Source organism: Microbispora triticiradicis (assembly GCF_005864065.1).
Lineage (GTDB): Bacteria > Actinomycetota > Actinomycetes > Streptosporangiales > Streptosporangiaceae > Microbispora > Microbispora triticiradicis.
The window spans coordinates 220,561-241,687 of record NZ_VANP01000012.1 but is presented as its reverse complement, the minus strand read 5'-3'; the positions used below and the strand labels follow the sequence as shown (position 1 = coordinate 241,687).

Annotated in this window: 18 protein-coding genes; 13 read left to right on the top strand and 5 right to left on the bottom strand. The window is 68.0% G+C overall.

Annotation, left to right across the window (positions count from 1 at the left end; all coding sequences use genetic code 11):
* The first annotated feature begins 418 nt into the window (after positions 1-418).
* Genes FED44_RS27330 through FED44_RS27300 form a run of 8 tightly spaced genes read left to right on the top strand, consistent with a single transcriptional unit; the run spans position 419 to position 7,691 of the window.
* Positions 419-736 (top strand): putative quinol monooxygenase, encoded by a 318-nt coding sequence (locus FED44_RS27330; protein WP_138462513.1) that lies wholly within the window; start codon positions 419-421, stop codon positions 734-736.
* 35 nt (positions 737-771) lie between these two features.
* Positions 772-1,500: a class I SAM-dependent DNA methyltransferase gene (locus FED44_RS27325; protein WP_138462512.1), complete on the top strand. Its 729-nt coding sequence runs from the start codon at positions 772-774 to the stop codon at positions 1,498-1,500.
* 58 nt (positions 1,501-1,558) lie between these two features.
* Entirely contained in the window at positions 1,559-2,482 is a 924-nt protein-coding gene (locus FED44_RS36075) for a hypothetical protein (protein ID WP_167521612.1), read from the top strand.
* The gene (locus FED44_RS27320; protein ID WP_167521611.1) at positions 2,479-3,321 is read left to right on the top strand and encodes a phytanoyl-CoA dioxygenase family protein; all 843 of its coding nucleotides are present in this window, start codon (positions 2,479-2,481) and stop codon (positions 3,319-3,321) included. The genes FED44_RS36075 and FED44_RS27320 overlap by 4 nt, the downstream gene beginning before the upstream one ends.
* A 17-nt stretch (positions 3,322-3,338) precedes the next feature.
* Positions 3,339-4,298 (top strand): GNAT family N-acetyltransferase, encoded by a 960-nt coding sequence (locus tag FED44_RS27315; RefSeq protein ID WP_138462510.1) that lies wholly within the window; start codon positions 3,339-3,341, stop codon positions 4,296-4,298.
* Entirely contained in the window at positions 4,295-5,530 is a 1,236-nt protein-coding gene (locus FED44_RS27310; protein WP_138462509.1) for an MDR family MFS transporter, read from the top strand. The genes FED44_RS27315 and FED44_RS27310 overlap by 4 nt, the downstream gene beginning before the upstream one ends.
* Entirely contained in the window at positions 5,527-6,738 is a 1,212-nt protein-coding gene (locus FED44_RS37715; protein ID WP_138462508.1) for a GNAT family N-acetyltransferase, read from the top strand. Before FED44_RS27310 ends, FED44_RS37715 begins: the two co-directional genes overlap by 4 nt.
* Positions 6,735-7,691 (top strand): TauD/TfdA dioxygenase family protein, encoded by a 957-nt coding sequence (locus FED44_RS27300; protein WP_244302300.1) that lies wholly within the window; start codon positions 6,735-6,737, stop codon positions 7,689-7,691. Before FED44_RS37715 ends, FED44_RS27300 begins: the two co-directional genes overlap by 4 nt.
* 108 nt (positions 7,692-7,799) lie before the next feature.
* On the opposite strand, the gene FED44_RS27295 is transcribed toward FED44_RS27300, so the two are convergent.
* Entirely contained in the window at positions 7,800-8,405 is a 606-nt protein-coding gene (locus FED44_RS27295) for a class I SAM-dependent methyltransferase (RefSeq protein WP_138462506.1), read from the bottom strand.
* Positions 8,406-8,637: 232 nt separating this feature from the next.
* Here FED44_RS27295 and FED44_RS27290 point away from each other — a divergent pair, with 232 nt between their 5' ends.
* Positions 8,638-8,856 carry a hypothetical protein gene (locus FED44_RS27290; protein ID WP_138462505.1) on the top strand — a complete coding sequence of 73 codons (219 nt, stop codon included), beginning with the start codon at positions 8,638-8,640 and terminating at the stop codon, positions 8,854-8,856.
* Between the two features lie 54 nt (positions 8,857-8,910).
* Here FED44_RS27290 and FED44_RS27285 read toward each other — a convergent pair whose 3' ends face one another.
* The 4 genes from FED44_RS27285 to FED44_RS27270 form a co-directional block, all read right to left on the bottom strand.
* Complete coding sequence (locus FED44_RS27285; protein WP_138462504.1) at positions 8,911-9,141, bottom strand: hypothetical protein; 231 nt, start codon at positions 9,139-9,141, stop codon at positions 8,911-8,913.
* Positions 9,142-9,763: 622 nt separating this feature from the next.
* Positions 9,764-10,168 (bottom strand): arsenate reductase ArsC, encoded by a 405-nt coding sequence (locus FED44_RS27280; protein ID WP_138462503.1) that lies wholly within the window; start codon positions 10,166-10,168, stop codon positions 9,764-9,766.
* 46 nt (positions 10,169-10,214) lie between these two features.
* Complete coding sequence (locus FED44_RS27275; RefSeq protein ID WP_167521610.1) at positions 10,215-11,258, bottom strand: inorganic phosphate transporter; 1,044 nt, start codon at positions 11,256-11,258, stop codon at positions 10,215-10,217.
* A 223-nt stretch (positions 11,259-11,481) separates the two neighbouring features.
* The gene (locus tag FED44_RS27270; protein WP_244302299.1) at positions 11,482-11,991 is read right to left on the bottom strand and encodes an NUDIX hydrolase; all 510 of its coding nucleotides are present in this window, start codon (positions 11,989-11,991) and stop codon (positions 11,482-11,484) included.
* A 535-nt stretch (positions 11,992-12,526) separates the two neighbouring features.
* Here FED44_RS27270 and FED44_RS27265 point away from each other — a divergent pair.
* The 4 genes from FED44_RS27265 (at position 12,527) to FED44_RS27250 (ending at position 21,093) form a co-directional block, all read left to right on the top strand.
* Complete coding sequence (locus tag FED44_RS27265) at positions 12,527-14,722, top strand: cellulase family glycosylhydrolase (RefSeq protein ID WP_208759203.1); 2,196 nt, start codon at positions 12,527-12,529, stop codon at positions 14,720-14,722.
* Positions 14,723-14,803: 81 nt separating this feature from the next.
* A complete protein-coding gene (locus tag FED44_RS27260; protein ID WP_208759202.1) occupies positions 14,804-16,906 on the top strand; it encodes a cellulose binding domain-containing protein in 2,103 nt (700 codons plus the stop codon).
* A 136-nt stretch (positions 16,907-17,042) separates the two neighbouring features.
* Positions 17,043-18,986 (top strand): lectin, encoded by a 1,944-nt coding sequence (locus FED44_RS27255; RefSeq protein ID WP_138462500.1) that lies wholly within the window; start codon positions 17,043-17,045, stop codon positions 18,984-18,986.
* Between the two features lie 31 nt (positions 18,987-19,017).
* The gene (locus FED44_RS27250; protein ID WP_167521609.1) at positions 19,018-21,093 is read left to right on the top strand and encodes a lectin; all 2,076 of its coding nucleotides are present in this window, start codon (positions 19,018-19,020) and stop codon (positions 21,091-21,093) included.
* Positions 21,094-21,127: the final 34 nt, after the last annotated feature.

Below are 21,127 nucleotides of genomic sequence, written 5' to 3'. Positions count from 1 at the left end.
GTCCGGCCCTCGGACGTGGTCTTGGGCACCGTGACGACGGCGGGCCGGTGAGGCCGGATCGGCTATCGCGACCGTATCGCTGCGGGGACTCGCCCGATCCCTGTCACTCAAGCGACAACGGCCGGAGTGCTCGGCTTTCTTCATCCCGGGAAAACATCGCCGTTTCGCAGTTTCAGGGCCATGTACGAGGTGCCCGAATTGCAATAAGAATCCCGTCGCCGAGGTCGGTGCGCGGGGCCGATGAAACGTGCCGCGGAACTTTCGTAATGCCGCTCGTCCGGAAATTGGCAGGCGGAGTCTAGGTTGGCGATTTAGCAAAGTCAACATTGTTTTCGACCGATTGTGTGAAGTATTGTCGGAGAGTGTCACGGCCGGGCTTACGGGTCTTCGGCGTCGTGCATACATCGATGGGGGAAATGTGATCGTCTTTCGTGTCGCCGTCCAAGTGCGGGCGGAGAAGCTGAATGTCGCCCGCGAGATGTTCGCCCGGCTGACCACCGAGAGCCGCAAGGTCCCGGGCGTGATCCATTTCGACATCCTGCAGGATCCGGCCGATCCTCACTCCTTCGTCTCGTCGGAGGTGTATGAGGACCAGGCCGCGATCGACCGGCAGGAGCGGCTCCCCGAGCTGGACGAAGTGATGAGAGCGTTCCCGGAGATTCTCGCCGGCGGTCCGCACGGCACCAAGTTCTTCGTCTCCTCCGCGGAGCCCTGGCCCGCCGCTTCTCTCGGGTGACATCGGGAAAACGCTGAAACGGGGGTGTTTCCAGCATGTACGCGCGCCTGGCGGAGGAGTACGACGCGCTCCTGGGAGAGCTGGCGGAAAGCACGTGGCGTCAGGGCATAGTTGCGGAGCTGGCCGGGCTCTCCGGCGGAACAGGGACTCGGATCGCCGACATCGGTGCCGGAACGGGCATCGGCGGGAGGTTGATGCGGGAACTGCGGCCCGATTTCCAGATCGTCGGCCTGGACCGGGCCGCAAGCATGCTCGAACGCGCGAGGGGAAGCTATCGGCGCACGGTCGTGGCGGACGCGTCGGAGGGTCTTCCCTTCGAGGACCGTGAGTTCGACGTCCTGGTCTCCGGATTCGACACGCTGAACTATTTCGACCCGGCGGTGCTCGGGGTCTTCCTGGCCGACGCCGCACGGTGCCTGCGCGAATCCGGGTTGCTCATATTCGATTACTCCTCCCCGCGGCTCCTGCGTGAGGAGTGGCGGGATCTGGAATACGAGGAGGATCATGCGGACGGCCGGGTCCGCTGGAGCCACCGGTACGACGCGTCCCGGGACCGGTGCGTCAGCACGGTGGAGCGTTATTCGGAGAGCGGAGAGCTCAAATGGCGTGAACAGCACGCCCAGTACGCATTGGACGCCTACTCCCTGGCCGGCCTCGCCGAAAAGCAAGGACTTTCGGTCGAACGAGTACGCGATCTCGATAAGCCCGTCTACACGCCCTTGGCGAACACCCACATCTGGGTGATGAGCAGACAGAGGTGCTGAGTTGGAGAGCCTTATCGCGGAGGTGGTTCACCATGGTTCGGAGATCGAGGTTCATCGTGTGTCACCGAGTTTCCCCGCGGCCCTCTTCCCGACGATGCGGCAGGACGGGAACGACGTCCACGGCAGTCACAGTCTCTTTTATCGGTTACGAAGCCGGGGATCCGGAATCCTCCTGCGGAACGACGCCGCCGCGGTCGTCCTCACCTGGCGGCCCGATGTCGGGCGCCTGGTCGCACTGCGGCCCGTAGGGCAGACCTCCGCCATGGCGGACCTGCTGGAGCATGTCGCGAAACTGGTGTCCGAGGTGCTGCCGGGAATTCCCTTCGTGGCGCGCTACTGTCTCGCGGATCTCACGGCCGCCCTGCGGGCCGACGGCTGGGGAGACATCGTGGGCCCGTGGGCGCCGGACGCGCCGTACGACGACGAGGCGTTCCCCGAGGTGATCGTCACCGCCGAGCCGCGGGCGCTGCCCACCGGGCAGCGGCACAAATCGATCCGGGAGGCCGTCTTCGCGCACAGCCAACGGTTCACTTACCGAGCCGTCCCGAAACCCATGGGATGCGGAGAGGTCGACTTCGTCAACCGCCGGGCCGCGCGCGCCGACCAGTACGACGAGCACGAGCGGGGCTTCAACCGGTCGGCCGTCGCCGCGCTCGACGGCCCCGAGCACGACGCGCTCACCTACCACTATCTCTTCGAGGGCGACCGGCTCGCGGGCTTCGCAATCACAGGGGACACGACCGGGACCTCCCACGGATATTTCCTGGCGGTGGAGGAGGTCCCCCGGCTGGCGACCTATTTCCTCTGGAAGATCTACCTGGAGGTCCGCCGCTCGGGTTCGGACGCCCTCAACCTCGGCGGTTCGGAAACCGCGTCGCTGCACGACTACAAGACCCGCACGTTTCCCGACAGCAGGCAGCAGAGGAGCTACATGCTCCAGTACCGGGGCAACCGGCAGGCTCAGTTCGGAGTCCGCGCATGAGCGTCAGCTACACCATTCACAATGCCGATGTGCTGCAGCGCGAGCGGCGTTGCCCGTCACTGCTGACGGATGACGAGTCCGCGACGTTCCTGGAGACCGGCGTCGTCGTCCCCGGGGCGAGGCTCTCCCCGGCCCAGCTGCAGGCTCTGGAGCAGGCCACGGACGCGCTGGTCGGGGCGCGCTTCGGCGACTCCGGCGAGCGGACCTACACCCAGGAGTTCGCGGGCCAGTACATTCGCGACCCGCACCGGCGCGATCCCCGGTTCCTGACGGTCCCGCTTCTCGACTATCCGCTCGCGGACACCATCCGGAGCCTGCTAGGGCCACGCATCGTGCTCCGCAATTCCAACATCAGGGTCACCCGCCCGGGATCGGGCGACGGAACGGTGTGGCACACGGATTTCCGGCCGCACGTGAGTCCTCCCCCTCCGCTCGGCGCGGCGCCGGTTGTGATCACCGTCCTCCTCTATCTCGATCCCCTGGACGCCGAGGTCGGACCGCTTTACGTCGTGCGGGGCAGTCACCTGCGCGCCGAGCAGCCGGCTCCGGAGGCCCGTCCCCTGCCGGACGAGCAGGAGATGACGGTAGGGCCCGGGCAGGTCGTTCTGATGAACTCGGCCGTCTGGCACAGGGGCGGGCAGAACGTCAGCGCGAGCAGAACGCGAAGGCTGATCACGCTGCAGTTCTCGACGGTCTTCATGGCCCCGTTCAACTTCGAGGAGGCCGAGCCGTCCGCCGACTACCTGGCTCTGGTCGCAGACGCGATCAGTCGCCGGGACGAGCCTCTGCTCGAACTGCTGGGCCTCGGCGGGCTCGATCCCAAGAACGTCGGCTACTGAGCCAGGGTGGGAGCGGTATGCGACTTGCTGAAGACCTGGGCCTGAGGGTCGGCACGCTCGACCTCGACGAGGCTCTGCCGGCCCCGCCGCCGGGAGATCCACACGAACTGGACGTCGTCCGGGTCATGCATCCCCCCGCCGAGCGGTGGCCCGACCTCGTGAGGGCCGGGTTCACGCTGAAGCCGGGCTGGGTGACGTGGCTCAGGGGCACGCCGCAGTCGGACGAGGCGTATCTGGGCGGGCTTTCGGTGTCGGAGCGCCGGGCGTTCCGTAAGGCGCTCCGGTACGGTGCGGACGCTGCGGTTCGCATGGAAGTGCACCATCCGATCACTGAACGGGCGTACGACGATTTCCTCCGGCTCTACGTGGACGCCATCGCACGGATGCGCAGGGGACGCAACTACGCCGAGTCGCTGCGTGACACCATCCTGGCCGCGCCGGGCACCTCGATCGCCGTCATCGCGTATGTGGAAGGCAGGCAGGCCGGGGCCTGCGTCTGCCAGCTCCAGCAGAACGGGTCCACGGTCTACGTGCGCTACATCGTCACCGAGCCCGAGGCGCGGCGCGCCGGTCTGTCCCGTCTCATCTACCTTCGGGTCTTCGAGGTGGCGCGCGAACTCCGCCGAGACCTGGTGAGCCTGGGCAGCGACCCGACTCTGTACGGGCACTTCTGCGAGCCGGGCCTGTTCGGGTTCAAGAGAGGAATGGGATTCCTGCCCGTGCCGTCGCACGCGTTCATGCCGGGAAACGGCTGGAACGAGGCGGAGCTGGTGCTGAGTCTGGACAGGCTTCCCGACCCGTCGTTCAGCCTGTGCTACGACCTGAGCCGCGAGGCGGTCCCCGTGCCGTGGTGTCAGGACGGAGTGACCGCCCCGCCGCTCCGCGGCGATGTGCTGAGCGCGAAGAGCGAGGTCGACGTACGCCCCTTCCAGGCGGGCTTTCTCACCGATGTCCGATCGAAGGTCCTGCGCCCATGACGAGCGACGTAGAGACGCCGATCCAGCCGCGCAGCGGTGTTCGCGGCCTGCCCGGGACCTTCTGGTGGCTGTGGTTCGGGTTGCTGGTCAACCGGGCCGGCGGGTTCATCGCGCTTCTCCTCGCCTTCTATCTGTCGGCCCGGCTCCACTACTCTGCCACCCTCGTCGGTCTCGTCCTCGGGACGCTGGGCCTGGGCGGTGTCATCGGTGTGCTCGTGGGCGGGAGGCTCGCCGACTCCTGGGGCCGGCGCGCCACCATCGTGGCGGCGAACCTGAGCGCGGGAGCGGCGCTTCTCACGCTGGGATCCGCGCGGGCCGTCTGGCAGATCCTGGTGATCGTGCTGGTCCTTGGCGTGGTCCAGAACATGCAGCACCCCGCCTACTCGGCGATGCTGATCGACATACTGCCGAAGGAGGACCGAGTCCGGGGGTTCAGCCTGAACTACTGGGCGCTGAATCTGGCGATCACGTGTTCCGCGGCGCTCGGCGGTCTCCTCGCGGGATTCGACTTCCACCTGTTGTTCGTCATCGACGGCTGCACGTCGCTGGCGATGGCCGTCATCGTTCTCCTGCGCGTTCCGGAGACCCTGCACCGAGAGAGTCCGGGGGGCTCCGGCGGAGCGGAGCGCCCGCGGGCACCGGGGCCCCTGCGGGACTCCGCGTTCCTGAGCCTCGTCGTGACCGCCACACTCTGCGGTCTCCTGTTCGCCCAGTACACCTCGACGCTTCCGCTGGTCATGCAGAGGAGCGGCTTCCCACCCTCGGCGTACGGGATCGTGGCGGCCCTGAACGGGCTGCTCATAGTCGCCGGGCAGCTCCTGGTGCCGCGGCTGCTGCGGCAGCGGGACCCGTCGCGGGTGCTCGCCCTGGCCGCGGCGATCATCGGCCTGGGGTTCTGGCTCAACGCATGGGCCTTCGACCTCTGGTCCTACTCGCTGTCGGTGGTCGTGTGGACCTTCGGTGAGATGTTGTACTCGCCGTCCGCCGCCTCGTTGTCCGCGGAGCTCTCGCCGGTGACCGCCAGAGGAAGGTACCAGGCCGCGATGGGCCTGTCCTGGTCGCTCGGGGGACTGCTGGCCCCGCTCACGGGCGGACTGGTCCTCGATCGGCTCGGCGCCGGGACCCTGTGGTCGTGTTGTCTGCTCATCGGCCTGTGCGCCTCGTCGCTGAATCTGCTCACCGTCCGTCTCCGGCGCGAGCGGATCGCGGTGCTGGCTCGGGAGGCCGCATGACACGGCTGCAGGTGTCGGTGGCGACCACTCTCGACTCCGTGGGGCCGGAGCGATGGCGGCAGGTGGCGGCGGGTCTGGGACTGTATCTCAGCTATCCCTGGCTGCGAATGATCGAGGACGTCCAGCGGGAGCAGGCGGACATCCGGTATGTCCTGGTATCGCGGGACGATGAGTTGCTGGGGGCCCTGCCCACCTACCTGTACGCGAAGCCGCCGGCCGACAGCTTCTACGATCCGGTACGCCAGTTCCTGTTCCCCCCGGAGGCGTCCTTCCTCCTCCCACCGGGAAACGCGGGAGGCGAGAGCGAACGGTACGCCGAGTGGTATCCGGTGCTTCTGGGCGGCTCGGTCTCCGCGTTCGCCAATCACCTCGTCGTGAGGCGGAGCCTCTCCGCCGAACTCCAACGCGGGGTCGTCGAGTGCCTCGTGTCCGCGTTCCTGGACAGGATGCGGCAGAGCGGGGCGCGCAGCGCGGCGTTCATGTACCTCTTCGACAGTTCGGTCGGCCGGGTGAGGCATCTCCTGCCGGCGGCCTCCTTCGTCACCTTTCTCGGGGCCAGAGCCCGTATCCATCCGCCTGCGGGTGGTTTCGACCGGTACATTCAGGCGCTTCCCGGGAGTTACCGCCACGTCGTCAGGAAAGAGGTCCGGCGGTTCTCCAGGAGCCTGAAACTGCACAGGTACCGGCTGGGTCAGGTGCGGGACGAGCTTCCCGCCCTCCTCGCCGCGCTTCAGCGCAAGTACGGGCACGCGGCGGACGAGAGAGAGGTGGACAGGTCGCTGTCCCTGCAGGCCCAGCACCTGGACCGCCACAGTGTCGTACTCTGCGCCGAAGCCGACGGCCGGATCGTCGGCACCTCCCTGTCGTACGACTGGGAAGGGGTGGTTTTCGTGCGAACGGCCGGATTCGACTACCCGGCCCTCCCCGGGGCGTACGAGTACTTCAACCTCGTGATGTACGGCCCCGTCCACTACGCGCAGGAGAAGGGGCTGCAGGCGGTCGACCTCGGCGTGGGCGCGCTGCCCGGGAAGGTCAGCCGTGGCGCACGCCTGACGCCTGTGAGATGCCTGGTGATCCCACCCAGATCGCTGGGGGACGACCTGGCGTACGACCTGGCGGTCCAGGCCGCCACCGCCCAGTCACGCTGGCAGGAGGACAATCCCTTCTCCCTCGGCGACGACGAGCTCTCCGGAAGGATTCCGCTGTGATCGATGTCAGACGGGTGGCTGGGAACATCGGTGCCGAGATCTACGGCGTCGACCTCTCCCGGGCGCTGCCCACGGAAACAGTCTCAGCGATACGGACCGCCCTGCTGGCGCACAAAGTACTGTTCTTCCGCGACCAGACGCTGGACCACGCGGCGCACATCGCGTTCGCCCGCAACTTCGGCCTGCTCACCTACGCGCATCCCTACCACAAGCCCGCGGCCGAGGAGTTTCCCGAGATCCTCACGATCGACCCCCGCCCGCTGGAGGACGAGTTCGGCAGAGACCACGAGGAGGTGTACCGCCGACGCCGCAGGGCCCACTATTCGGGCTGGCACACCGACGTGTCGCCTGCGGTCAACCCGCCGGCGGCGGGCATACTGCGCGCGGCGGTGGTCCCGGAGTACGGGGGCGACACCCAGTGGACCAACCTCGCGGCGGCGTACGCGGGGCTGTCCGACCCGATCAAGAGCCTCGCCGACACGCTGCACGCCGAGCACCGCTTCCTGTCCGGCTTCCAGATGCTGCCCGGAGACCCCGAGGTCGAGGCGCTTGTGAAGATGACGGAATCGGATCCGCTCATCGCGATCCATCCGGTCGTGCGCGTGCACCCGGAGACAGGGGAGAAGGTCCTGTTCGTCAATCCGTCCTCGGTGGCCCGCATCATGGGCCTGACCACGGTCGAGAGTGAACATCTCCTGAGGTTGTTCCACGAACAGCTGGTCAGGCCGGAGTACACGGTCAGGTTCCGCTGGGAGCCCGGCAGCGTGGCCTTCTGGGACAACCGGGCCACGGCTCACCTGGCGGCGGAGGACACCGCTCGCATTCCCGCTCGCCGGACTCTCTACCGGGTGACCCTGCTCGGAGATCGGCCGAAGGGCCCGGACGGCTTCGAGTCCGAACTCGTCTCCGGCCGCCCCTTCGCCGCCCTGCGGGAGGGCGCACCGGTGCGATGACCCACGAGGATCACACGAACGAGGCGCGGTCGAGCCGGACGCGCCGGCATCGACGGTAGGCGCTTGATCAGGACCGATGGTCTCGGCACGATCGACGGCCACGTGCTGTCAGGCAGGGCGGAGGAGGGCGACCAGGAAGGTCGAGTCATCCCTGAACGGACGCAGGTCCCAGGTGGACAGCGGCAGGTCGGGTTCGAGCGCGACGGCTGCCGCGTCCGCGAAGAACTCGCCGAACTCGTAACCGCGGCCGGCGCCGAAGCCGATCACGGCCCGGCCGTCCGGCGCGAGGTGCGCACGGAAGCGTCTCAGCACCTCACGACGAGTGCTCGGCGCGAGGAACGTCATCACGTTCCCGGCGCAGACGACGGCGTCGAACGGCGTGCCGATGCCCCGCGAAGGAAGGTCGAGTTCGGCCAGGTCGCCGACCAGCCATCGCGGCCCCGGGTGGTCCTGCTCGGCGGCCTCGATCAGAGCCGGGTCGACGTCGACGCCGACGACGTCGTGGCCGGCCTCGGCCAGCGCGCCACCGACCCGGCCGGATCCGCAGCCGGCGTCGAGGATGCGGGCGTGGCGCGGCACCATCGCGTCCACGAGGCGGGCTTCCCCGGCGAGGTCGTCACCGGCGCGAGCCATGGACCGGAAGCGCTCGATGAACCAGGTGGAGTGACCGGGGTCGGCGGCGACCTTCCGCATCCAGATGCTCTGTTCAGCCATGCCTGCATTCTCCCGGATCGGAGGAGTCGACAGGCGACCGCCGAAGGACGCACCGGCGAGGCCGATGCCCAGGTCCGGCCGTCCGGGCCGCGGGTCCCGGCGCTCAGCGCGGAGAGAGGCTGCCGCGCTCCGTCGACGCCGCCGGAGACAGACCAGACGATCATCGCGATGGCTCCGATGCTCCAGAAGGCCGCGATGAGGACGTGACTCGCCGTGGCGCTCCAGTTCGACGATGGCGGGCCTCCTCCACCTCGACCATCGCCTGGAAATGCTCGCTGAGCGGATTGATGACACTGCCGACGAGGTTGACTTCCAAGGAGTCGAAGAGCCATCCCGCGCCGAGCGCCATCAGGATGGACAGATGGGTGCTGCTCAGCGGAGCCGATCCAGCCGCGTGCCGATCGATTCCGCGCTGAGGGCGTCCGGTGAGGTGGTCATGCTCGCCCTTTGAAACCGGTACGTGGGCGTGCGGCGGCGGCGCCGGACGATGGCCGGCAGCGATCGGTCAGCCGGCGCAGTAGTTGGGTGGCAGCAGCAGGTTCTGCGCCTGCAGTTCCTCGAGGAGAACCTGCACCGCTCTGCTTCGGGCGGCGTCGACGAAAGCGGCGAGCGGCGGTATTTCAGCCGGATGCGCGAGGAATGGCGGCTCGGAGGCCAGCCGCGGGTGCCAGGACCAGCCCTGATCCGTGAGGGTCAGCTCCGGAAGCGGCCGGCGTGCCGCACTGATGAAGCGCATGACGGGGGAGTGCCCGTCGGAAGGCCGCACGTGTGAGATCGCACAGCCGGCCGCGGCCTCGGTCAGGTCGTCGACACCTATCGGTGGGGCGGGTGTACCAGATGTGATCCGGCAGGAGCGGCGAGCCCCACAGGGATCGGACAGGAATCGAGGGATCGGGGTCCGGCCATGCCTCCTCGCCCAGGCCGAGAGGTTCCAGCAGACGGGGGCGCTGGAGTCGTACAGGTGGAAACGTCCTTTGGCTCTTTCGCGGGTCGGTAGCACCTCGAGGCACGTCGTCCACCAGCCCGTGGTCACGGTGCGGGCGAACCGAGTTCTTCGACGTTGGCCAGAACCTGGTCAACCGCGGAATGATCGAACTGCATGAGGATCTCCCCGAGCCGTAGGACAGGTAAGCGAGCTAGGACGTCGTCGCCTCGCAAGGTGACCTGGTTCTGCCGTCGGTGCGGGCCGGTTTCTGTCGCCCAGAACTGACCGGCCGCATGTCATCACTCTCGTCCTTGTGCAGGTGATCGGTTAATCGCTGCTCCCGGGCAGCAAGTTGCCTGGCAACTTGCTGCCCGAACCGATCCTCCAGGCACGGGTGCGCCGACGAGGCCGGGTGCCCGGGCGTTCGAGCGCGTCAGGGCTTCAGCAGTCCGGCCAGCAGAACCTTCACCCGGTCGTGGATCTCGTCTCTGATCACGCGCACGGCTTCGACGCCCTGCCCGGCCGGGTCGTCGAGTTTCCAGTCCTCGTACCGCCTGCCGGGGAAGACCGGGCAGGCGTCACCGCAGCCCATAGTGATGATCACGTCGGCCGCCTGGACGGCCTCGGCGGTGAGGAGCTTCGGCGTCGCGGTGCTGATGTCGATGCCGACCTCACGCATGGCGTCGACGGCGGCGGGGTTGACCCGCTCCGCGGGCGCCGATCCGGCTGAACGGACCTGGACGCGGTCGCCGGCCAGATGCGCGAGCCAACCGGCCGCCATCTGGGAACGGCCGGCGTTGTGCACGCACACGAACAGGACGCTGGGCATCGGGGGCATGGCTGGTCCCTTCGACGGGTCGGGGAGCGGGGCGGACCGGCCCGCGTCACGAGAGCAGAAGATACGCCCCGGCGGCCACGGCGGCGGCGACGGGAGGTGTGCACAGCCATGCGATCAGGAGGTCGCGGACGGTCTTCTTGTTGAGCCGGGAGAGGTCGTTGGCCGCGATGCCGGAGATGGCCCCCGCCGACACCTGGGTGGTCGACATGGGCAGCCCCAGCACGGCGCCCAGTCCGACGAGGCCCGCCGTCGTGAGGTTGGCGGTGAAACCCTCTACGTGCGGAATCTTGATCACGGAGTACGCGAGCCGGTCGGCGATGCGGGAGCCCGCCACGACACCTCCGACGGCCATGGCCGCGGTCACGGCGAGCAGCAGGCCGGTCGGGGTCATCCCGCCCACCAGTGCGAAGGAGCCGATAGCAACGATCTTGGGTGCGTCGTTGAGGCCTCGGGCGAAGCTCGCCAGCCCGCTTGTCGCCCAGTGGGCGATCCCGATGGCTTTCTGCGCCTTGGTCTGCTCGACCTGTGCCGTCACGGTCGCGCCCCGCCCCCCGACCTGCGCCGCATCACCGTCCGGGACCGGAGCCGGGGTCCTTTCCCTTCTCGCGGTACGGATCGTCACGACCTTCCGGGTGATGATTCCCAGTACGGCGGAGATCGCGTAGGCGACCAGGATGCTCAGCAGCAGCGGCTGCACGACCTTCCCGAGCAGCCCGCTCCACTCGACCGAGGAACCGGCGAACAGGCTCCCGGCGCCGAGCAGCGAGCCCACCAGGGCATGGGTGGTGGAGACCGGCAGCTTCAGGATCGTGGCCAGGACGACCCAGAAGATGGTTCCGATCAGCACCGCGACCGTGAAAGCCGGGGTGGGCGTGGCGGAGACGATGCCTTTGGAGAAGAGCTGGGTCATCTTTGAAGCCAACGTCAGCGAGACGAGGCAGCCGAGGGCGGTGGCCACCGTGCCCCATGCGATGGCCGTGCGGATTTTCGTCACACCCGCGCCGGCGAGCGTGGCGACGCCCTTCGGCACGTCGTTCGCTCCGTTGGCGGCGGCCAGTAGGAGCACGAGCAAGAGTACGAGCACTTCCATGCGTCTGCCTCCGGGGGTAGTGGTGCTCGTTGGTGAAAGCGCGCGCGGCAAGAGGTAGGGCCGGGCCGGACTACACGTCAGAAGGAAGAGCGATTCTCGGAGCCGACGCATCGGGCGCCGCCGTCTGTTCGGTGTTCATTCTTTCGTCACCTGGAGTTCATGATCGCTGTTCATCTCTCCGACGGCAATAGCGCCGGGACGGTCGAGGGTGCTTCGCCTTACCTCACTGGGCAGGGATCGGCCGCCAGGGCAGGTGCACCGGTTCGGCGGGGAGGTCACCGGCGAGCAGCCGGGGCAGAAGCGCGCCGATGCCGACGGGGAAGACGAGGTCGGAGGTGGTCTGAAGTTCGTGGACGGTCCACCAGCGGTGTGCGGCGATCGCCTCGAGTTCGTGGGCCTCCAGGTCCGAGGGCGCCAAGGTCAGATGGTCGAGGCGGGTGAAGAAGAACGAATCGACAGCGTGCAGGGTGAACTCGCCGAACCGGGCAGGACCGGAGGAGACGGCCACCACCGGACTCAGCCGCTGCGGAGCGAGGAGGTGACCGGTCTCCTCGAACAGTTCGCGCACCGCCGCCTGAGAGAGGGTTTCTCCGTCTTCGACACCACCGCCGGGCGTGGCCCAGAAGTGGGAGGCGGGCAGATCGTCGGAGGCCCGGAAACGGAAGAGCAGGAGCCGATCGTCTCGGTCGACCAGCAGAACGCGGGCGCTGGCCCGCACGGCGGGAACGGTCACTCCGCCGATCTTAGGCGGCGGCCCGAGGCGGGGAAGGAACCCGTCGCTGGTGCGTTCCCGAGCGGTCGCGGATGGCTTGCGGCGGGACCGGTTCATTGTTCGCCGCGCGGTGTCTCTCGGCTGAAACTTTCAGCTTCCCGTCCTCGAAACTTTCCGGCTCCCTATCTCCGGTACGTGTGAACAACTGGCAGGGGAGTGGCGATCATGTCGCTGACGTGGAGCGGGAGGGAGTAAGACCCTTCCCGGATGGATCACCCTGATGGGGATGTCTATGTGCCCACCTGGGGTCGATGCGGTAGAGGGCGACTCCCGCAGAGCGCGATGCTATGTTTCGCGCCAGATTTAGTTGTTGTTGCGTAGTTAAGACGGCTCTACTTTCGGTTGCTGGACGTATCCGAATCGGTTCGACGGTAAGACACCCATGTTCCACTGTTCATCAGTGCGTCCTGATGCGACCGGCGAGAGCGGTTCCACGCAGCGCGGGCCCTCCGTCCGCCACGACAGGACCTGTGAAAGAAGACAAAGGAGGCCACTCTTGAATCTGCGGCTCTTACGCAGAGCGCGGCTGTGGGTGAGCATGGTCGCCGGCGCCCTGGCCGTACTGCTGCCGGCGGGGGTGATGACGGCCGTCAACGCCCAGGCGGCCGCGGGCTGCCGCGTGGCGTACACGGTCACCTCCCAGTGGCCGGGCGGTTTCACCGCCGACGTGGGCGTCACCAACCTCGGTGACCCGATCAACGGCTGGAGGCTCGCCTGGACGTTCCCCTCCGGGCAGCAGGTCACCCAGCCGTGGAACAGCACGATCACCTCGTCGGGCGCGCAGGTCACCGCCGTCAACGTGAGCTGGAACGCGGCCATCGCGACCAACGCGACGGTCTCCTTCGGCTTCAACGGGTCGTGGTCGGGCGCCAACACCGCGCCGAGCACCTTCACGCTCAACGGCGTCACGTGCACCGGGAACGTCGGCTCGCCCTCGCCGTCGGTGAGTCCGTCGCGGTCCCCGAGCGCTTCGCCGTCGGCGAGCCCGTCACGATCCCCCAGCCCGTCGCCCTCGGCGAGCCCGTCGCGGTCCCCGTCGCCGTCTCCCTCTCCGTCGCCCAGCCCGTCGCCGTCCCCCTCGCCGTCGGCGTCTCCGCAGCCGGGCGACGCGATGGCCAGGGTGGCCGCCATGCAGCCCGGCTGGAACCTGGGCAACACCTTCGACGCGATCCCCGACGAGACGTCATGGGGCAACCCGCCGACGACCCAGGCCATGCTGCACTACGTGCGGTCCCAGGGATACAACAGCATCCGGATCCCGATCACCTGGAGCAACCACCACGGCCCGGCGCCGGACTACACCCTCGACGCCGCCTGGCTGAGCCGCGTCCGGCAGGTGGTCGACTGGTCCCTCGCCGAGGGCTTCTACGTGATGATCAACTTGCATCACGACTCCTGGCAGTGGATCAACGGCTACCCGGGCGACCGTACGACCGTGATGAACCGGTACAACGCGCTGTGGCGGCAGCTCGCCGGCACGTTCCGTGACTATTCCCAGAAGCTGGTGTTCGAGAGCATCAACGAGCCGCAGTTCACCGGCACCTCGGGAGACGGCGAGAGCGATCAGGTGCTGAACGAGCTCAACACCGCGTTCGTCCGCCTGGTACGCGCGTCCGGCGGCGGCAACGCCACCCGGCTGCTCGTGCTGCCCACCCTGTACACCAGCTCCGAGCAGGCCCGGCTGGACGCGCTGACGGGCACCTTCAACCAGCTGCACGATCCCAACCTCGCCGCGACGGTGCACTTCTACGGGTGGTGGCCGTTCAGCGCCAACATCGCAGGCGGCACCCGCTACGACAGCAACGTCGAAAGCGACCTGGTCGGCGGCTTCGACCGGGTGTACAACACGTTCGTGTCCCGCGGGATCCCGGTGATCATCGGAGAGTGGGCGCTGCTCGCCTACGACTACACCAGGCCCGGCATCATCGAACGCGGCGAGTTCCTGAAGTACATCGAGGCCGTCGGCTACAACGCCCGCATCCGCAAGCTCACGACCATGCTCTGGGACGCGGGTTCGTTCCTGGAACGCAACGAGCTGCGATGGCGGGACCAGGGCATCTACGAGATGATGAAGGCCAGCTGGACCATGCGATCCGGCACGGCCTCCTCCGATCAGGTGTATCTCCCGCGCAGCGGCACGATCACCGCCAGGTCGCTCACGCTCAACCTCAACGGCACCTCGTTCCAGGGCCTCCGACAGGGCGGCACCAATCTCGCCAGCGGCACGGACTACACCGTGTCCGGCAACACGCTGACCCTCACCGCGTCCGCCCTCACCCGGCTGGCCGGCAACCGGGCCTACGGCGTGAACGCCACCATCGAGGCCCGCTTCTTCCAGGGGGCGCCCTGGCAGATCGGCATCATCACCTCCGACACACCGACCCAGGCCGCCGCCACCGGAACGACCTCCTCGTTCTCCATTCCCACCCAGTTCCGCGGTGACCAGCTCGCCACGATGGAGGCCAAGTACGCCGACGGCAGCCCCGCCGGACCGGCCAACTGGACCACGTTCAAGGAGTTCTGGGCGACCTTCCAGCCCGACTACACCGCGAACACCATCATCCTGAAACCCGAGTTCTTCGCCGAGGTCAACGACGGCCGCGTCACCCTCACCTTCCACTTCTGGAGTGGGACGAAGATCACCTACTACATCACCAAGTCCGGCGCCAACGTGACCGGAAGCACCACCTGACCACAGACCGGGACGGGGTCGCGGCCACATCGGCCGCGGCCCCCGTCTTCAGCGCGGGCGAACTCCAGAAAGCGAGAACCAGTGGACCTGTCGTTTCTCCGCGGCCGGGGCCGTCGGCGCCGGCTCGCCATGGTCGTGGCGGTGGCACTCGCCGGCGCCGTCCTCACCACCCCGGGCACCAGGGCTCAGGCGGCGACCCCGGCCGTCGAGGTCACCGTCAACGCCCGTGAGGGACTCGGCACGGTGCCCGACACCGCGTACGGCCTCAACCAGGCGGTGTGGGACGGAAACATGAACACCCCGGCGTCGGTGGACCTTCTCGGCAAGGCCGGCGTGCAGATGATGCGCTATCCCGGCGGCTCGTACGGCGACGGCTTCCACTGGGAGACCAGCACCGTCTCCGGCGGCGGGTACGTCGCGCCGGGGACGGACTTCGACTCGTTCATGGGCACCGTCAGGGGTGTCGGCGCCCAGGCCATCATCATCGCGAACTACGGCTCCGGCACGGCCCAGGAGGCCGCCGACTGGGTGAAGTACGCCAACGTCACCAAGGGGTACGGCGTCAAGTACTGGGAGATCGGCAACGAGATCTTCGGCAACGGTCACTACGGCGCCGACTGGGAGCTCGACTACCACGAAAGCAAGAGCCCGGCCACGTACGCGAACAACGTGGTGGAGTACGCCCGGGCGATGAAGGCGGTCGATCCCACGATCAAGATCGGGGCCGTGGTCACCGATCCGGGCAACTGGCCCGACGGCGTCGTCGGGGACGGGGACACCGCGGCCTGGAACCAGACGGTGCTGTCGATCGCCGGACCGTACATCGACTTCGTGATCATGCACTACTACCCGAACCACACCACCGCCGCGGACGTCCTCCAGCAGGTGCGGCTGCTTCCCGGCGAGCTGGAGCAGGTGCGGCGGCAGATCGACCAGTACGCCGGCCGGAACGGCCCGAACATCGGCATCGCGCTGACCGAGACCTCGTCCAACTACCAGTCGGACACCCAGGTCGGCGGCCTGTTCACCGCGGACGTCTACTTCGCCGCGCTGGAGAACGGCGTCTTCACCGTGGACTACTGGGACACCCGCAACGGCATGGGCGAGGTCACCACCGCGCCCGACGGGACGACGTCGTACGGCGACGGAGGCCTGCTGTCGAGCGGCAACTGCAACAGTGACAGCGTCTGCGAGCCGCCGCTGAACACGCCGTTCGCGCCCTACTACGCGCTGCAGATGCTCAGCAGGGTGGCGCTGCCCGGCGACACCCTGGTCAAGGCGGCCTCCGACAACCGGCTCGTCACCGTGCACGCGGCCCGGGGCGCCGACGGCGGGCTCAGCGTCGAGCTGATCAACCAGGACCCCGGAAACGCCTACACCGTGCACCTCGGCTACGACGGCTGGACCCCCAGCGGCGCCACGCCGACGGTCCACACCCTCGGCTCCGGGTACACCTCGATAGCCACGTCGAAGCAGGGCACCGCGAGTACGCAGGTCATCCCGCCGTACTCGATCGTGACGCTCAAGCTCACGCCGTCGGCCACCAACCCGGTCAGCACCACGCTGACCGCGCCCGGCAGCCCGGCGGCGAGCGACGTCACCGCAGGCACCGCGACCGTCTCCTGGCGGCCGTCCACCGGCGGCGCCGTCACCCGCTACGCCGTCTACCAGCAGTTCGGCACCAACAGCGTGCTGCTCGGCGAGTCGACCTCGACCTCGTTCACCGCGCGGAACCTGGTCCCCGGCACCTCCTACACGCTGAACGTGCTCGCCGTCGACCAGAAGGGCCATCTCTCGATGCCCTCGGACCCGGTCACCTTCGTCACGGGCACGCCGCGCGACAGCACCTGCGCCGTCACCTACAACCTCGCCACGGGCTGGGGCAGCGGTTTCGTGGCGAACATCGGCGTCACCAACACCGGTCCCACTCCCATCACGGGATGGACGCTGGCGTTCACCTTCCCGGCCGCGACCGAATCCGTCTCCGGCAGCACCTGGAACGGCACCTTCTCGACGGACGGCCGGCACGTGGTCGTCACCCCGGCCGGCTCGAACACCTACCTTGCCCCGAACGGCGGCAACACGGTCAGCCTCGGGTTCGTCGGCAACCAGACCGGCGCCAACCCGCCGCCCGCCTCCTTCACCCTGAACGGGACCGTCTGCACCACGACCTACTCGTACTGAAACACCCGGGGTGCGGGCCGGACGGCCCGTACCTCCCTGGGTTGTACGGAAACGCGTCTTTCCCACCTGTTCCGCCCGAGATCGGCGCGCATCGCCGTCATCGAATCGATACGACCCTCTCACGACAGGAGACAGCATGCCCCCCTTGAAGCTGTCCGGGCTGCGCCGGCGAACCGCTCTCGCCGGTACCGCTCTGCTCGCCGGAGCCCTGCTCACCGCTCCGTCCCTGCGCGGCACGGCCGCGGCCGCCCCCTCCGTCTACGAGCCGACCTGGGCGTCGGTGGACCAGCACCCGGCCGCCCCGGAGTGGTTCCAGGACGCCAAGTTCGGCGTCTACTGGCACTGGGGCGCCTTCGCCACGCCCGAGTACGGCACCGAGTGGTACCCCCGCACGATGTACATCAACGGCTCCAGCGAGAACAACCACCACAAGAGCGTCTACGGCGACCCTTCGGCGTGGCCGTACCACAACTTCATCGACGGCGCGCGAGACAAGGCGGGCAACTGGGTGCAGTTCACGCCCAAGCTCAAGTCCGCCGGTGGCAACTTCGACCCCGCCGAGTTCGCGCAACTGGTCTCCGACTCCGGCGCGAAGTTCGCCGGTCCCGTGGCCGAGCACCACGACGGCTTCTCCATGTGGGACAGCCAGGTGAACGAGTGGAACTCGGTCGACCGCGGGCCCAAGCTCGACCTGGTCGGCCTGTTCGCCGACGCGATCCGCGCCAAGAACCTGAAGTTCATGGTCTCGCTGCACCACCTGTACAACTTCACCGGCTACTACGACCACGTGCCCGCCCAGCCGACCACCACGCTGAAGAAGCTGTACGGGCAGCTCCCCAACGTCCAGGAGCAGCAGCTCTGGTACGACAAGCTGAAAGAGGTCGTCGACAGGTACCGGCCGGACATGATCTGGCAGGACGGCGGCCTCTACCTCGTCGACGAGGCCAAGCGGCTCAACTTCCTGTCGTACTACTACAACCAGGCCAACGCGTGGGGCAAGGAGGTCGTCGCGGCGTACAAGGACGGCTTCAACACCAACGGTGAGGTGTACGACTACGAGCGCGGCGGCCCCGCCGACATCCGCTCCCCCTACTGGCTGACCGACGACTCCGTCAGCAACCCCTCGTGGTCCTACACCCCGACGCTCACGTACTACAGCTCGGCCGCGCTGGTCCACGCGTTGATCGACCGGGTGAGCAAGAACGGCAACATGCTGCTCAACATCTCGCCAAGGGCCGACGGCTCGATTCCGCAGACGCAGAAGGACCTGCTTAACGCCATCGGCGGCTACCTGAAGCGCAACGGCGAGTCGATCTACGCCACCCGGGCCTGGACCACCTACGGCGAAGGCCCGACCAAGATGGGCGGCGGCAGCTTCGTCGAGCCGCGGGCGGGCACGCCGCAGGACATCCGCTACACCCGCAGCAAGGACAACACCGTCCTGTACGCGACCGTGCTCGGCTGGCCCGGCTCGACCCTCAACCTCGCCTCGCTGGCCACCGGGAAGATGGACCTGTCCAACCTCAGCAGGGCCGAGCTGATCGGCGACACCGCCGGCACCTACATCAACCTGCCCACCCGCACCCAGGACTCCTCCGGCCTGCGCATCACCATGCCCGGCCAGCCGTACTCGGCGCTCGCGTACGTGGTGAAGCTGACCTTCAACGGGCCGATGAAGAACTCTCCCAGCACGACGAGCGGCGCCTTGCGCGACGTCAACTCCGGCAGGTGCCTCGACGTCGCCAACGTCTCCCAGACCAACGGCGCCCAGACGCAGATCTGGGACTGCAACGGTGGCGTCAACCAGCGGTGGGCGACCACCAGCGCGGGCGAGCTTCGGGTGTACGGCAACAAGTGCCTGGACGTCAACGGCGGCGGCACGGCCGACGGCACCAGCGTGATCATCTGGGACTGCAACGGCCAGAACAACCAGAAGTGGCGCCTCAACTCCGACGGCACCATCACCGCCGTCGGCGCCGGCAAGTGCCTGGACGTCTCGGCGTTCGGCACCGCCAACGGCACGAAGGTGCAGATCTGGACCTGCACCGGTGCGAACAACCAGAAGTGGACCCGAAGCTGACGCCGCAAGGATGTTTCCGAAAGGAGTGCCCATGCACCCCCCCAACAGGTTCGGACCCGCGCCGAGGACGCGCGCCCTCGCCAGGAGAGCGCTGACAGCGCTGTCCGTGCCGGCTCTGGTCGTGCCCGCCCTGGCCGCGACCGCCCCCGCCTTCGCGGCGACCACGGTCCAGGTCTCTCCGGTGGCGCCGTCGGACTCGTCCGCCACGGTCATCGCCAAGGCCGCGGACGTCGTGCCGGCGCCGCGCCAACTGGCCTGGCAACGGCTGGAGCAGTACAACTTCATCCACTTCGGCATCAACACCTTCACCGGCAGGGAGTGGGGCACCGGCACCGAGGACCCGAACGCGTTCCAGCCCACCGGTCTCAACACCGACCAGTGGGCGGCGGCGATCAAGGCCGCCGGGTTCAAGGGGGCGATCCTCACCGCCAAGCACCACGACGGGTTCCTGCTGTTCCCGTCCAAGTACAGCAACTTCGGCGTCGCGTCCTCCTCCTGGTCCGCCGGGCGAGGCGACGTCGTGAAGAGCTTCACCGACTCCATGCACAAGTACGGGCTGAAGGCCGGCCTGTACGTGTCACCGGCCGACCTGCACGAGAACCAGCCCGGCGGGAAGTTCGCCAACGGCAGCCCGTCCAGGCAGGTGACGATCCCGACCGACTCCTCCGAGATCGTCAACGGGGTGACGTTCACCTTCAACTCCGACGACTACAACACCTACTTCGAGAACACGCTCTACGAGCTGTTCACCCGCTACGGCGGCATCGACGAGCTGTGGTTGGACGGCGCCAACCCGACCGGCCGCAACCAGCCCTACAACTTCAGGGACTGGACGACCATGGCCCGCAGGCTGCAGCCCAACGCCGTCATGGAGGGCGACGGCGGGCCGGACGTGCGCTGGGTCGGCAACGAGAACGGCTACGCGCGCCAGTCGGAGTGGTCGGTCGTACCGACCAACGGCGATCCCGCCACGGCCGCCGACACCGCGCTGCCGGTGCCCGGGTTCAACACCGCCGCCGACGTGGGCAGCGACGCGGTGCTGTCCCAGCGCAAGTCGGACGGGACCAGTGCGTGGAACGTGCTGCGGTGGTCGCCCGCGGAGTGCAACGGGACACTCTCGGCGCGCCACAACTGGTTCTGGCAGACCGGCGAGACATGGCGGAGCCCGACCGAACTCTTGGAGATCTACTACGGGTCGGTGGGACGCAACTGCAACTTCCTGCTGAACATCTCCCCCAACCGGCAGGGCCTGCTCGACCAGTCGGCGATCGACACCCTCTCCCAGTTCGGGACCGTGGTGTCGCAGACGTTCGCCACCAACCTGGCCGCCGGCGCCGGCGTGGCCAACGACAGCGGGACCTCCAGCAGCACGGGTCACACCCCGAACCTCGCCCAGGACGGCAACCTGGACAGTTCCTGGCAGCCGACGGGCACGACCGGCGGGCTGGTGCTGACCCTGCCGTCGGCGCGGACCTTCGACGTCATCTCGGTGCAGGAGGACCTGAACATCGGCCAGCGCACCAGGTCGTTCGCGGTCGACTCGTGGAACGGCGGCTCCTGGACCCAGATCGCGGCCGACACCACGATCGGGCACAAGAAGCTGATCCGCCTGACCTCTCCCGTCAGCACCAGCCAGGTGAGGCTGCGGATCACCGGCGCACGGGCCAATCCCGCCATCGCCGAGGTCGGCCTGTATCGCCGCCCCGGCGGCAGCACCTCTCCGGCCGGCCCGATCAAGGGTGTCGGCTCGGGCCGGTGCCTGGACGTCAACGGCGCCTCGCAGGCCAACGGGGCGACGGTGCTGATCTGGGACTGCAACGGCCAGAGCAACCAGCAGTGGACCGCCACCAGCACGAGCGAGCTGCGGGTCTACGGCAACAAGTGCCTGGACGTCAACGGCGGCGGTACGGCGGACGGGACCGCGGTGATCATCTGGGACTGCAACGGCCAGAGCAACCAGAAGTGGCGGCTCAACTCCGACGGCACCATCACCGCCGTCGGCGCGAACAAGTGCCTGGACGTGTCCGGGAACGGCACCGCCAACGGCACCAGGGTCCAGATCTGGACGTGCAATGGCGGTAGCAACCAGAAGTGGACCCGAAGCTGACGCTTGACGAGCGAGCGCCCCGGGTCACCCACGC

What these genes read in the sequence shown, in the direction of transcription:
- FED44_RS27280 (WP_138462503.1), bottom strand. Translation starts at nt 10,168, where the DNA reads ATGCCCCCGATGCCCAGCGTCCTGTTCGTGTGCGTGCACAACGCCGGC.
- FED44_RS27325 (WP_138462512.1), top strand. Translation starts at nt 772, where the DNA reads ATGTACGCGCGCCTGGCGGAGGAGTACGACGCGCTCCTGGGAGAGCTG.
- FED44_RS27290 (WP_138462505.1), top strand. Translation starts at nt 8,638, where the DNA reads ATGGCGGGCCTCCTCCACCTCGACCATCGCCTGGAAATGCTCGCTGAG.
- FED44_RS37715 (WP_138462508.1), top strand. Translation starts at nt 5,527, where the DNA reads ATGACACGGCTGCAGGTGTCGGTGGCGACCACTCTCGACTCCGTGGGG.
- FED44_RS27275 (WP_167521610.1), bottom strand. Translation starts at nt 11,258, where the DNA reads ATGGAAGTGCTCGTACTCTTGCTCGTGCTCCTACTGGCCGCCGCCAAC.
- FED44_RS27315 (WP_138462510.1), top strand. Translation starts at nt 3,339, where the DNA reads ATGCGACTTGCTGAAGACCTGGGCCTGAGGGTCGGCACGCTCGACCTC.
- FED44_RS27310 (WP_138462509.1), top strand. Translation starts at nt 4,295, where the DNA reads ATGACGAGCGACGTAGAGACGCCGATCCAGCCGCGCAGCGGTGTTCGC.
- FED44_RS27295 (WP_138462506.1), bottom strand. Translation starts at nt 8,405, where the DNA reads ATGGCTGAACAGAGCATCTGGATGCGGAAGGTCGCCGCCGACCCCGGT.
- FED44_RS27250 (WP_167521609.1), top strand. Translation starts at nt 19,018, where the DNA reads ATGCACCCCCCCAACAGGTTCGGACCCGCGCCGAGGACGCGCGCCCTC.
- FED44_RS27320 (WP_167521611.1), top strand. Translation starts at nt 2,479, where the DNA reads ATGAGCGTCAGCTACACCATTCACAATGCCGATGTGCTGCAGCGCGAG.
- FED44_RS27255 (WP_138462500.1), top strand. Translation starts at nt 17,043, where the DNA reads ATGCCCCCCTTGAAGCTGTCCGGGCTGCGCCGGCGAACCGCTCTCGCC.
- FED44_RS27285 (WP_138462504.1), bottom strand. Translation starts at nt 9,141, where the DNA reads ATGCGCTTCATCAGTGCGGCACGCCGGCCGCTTCCGGAGCTGACCCTC.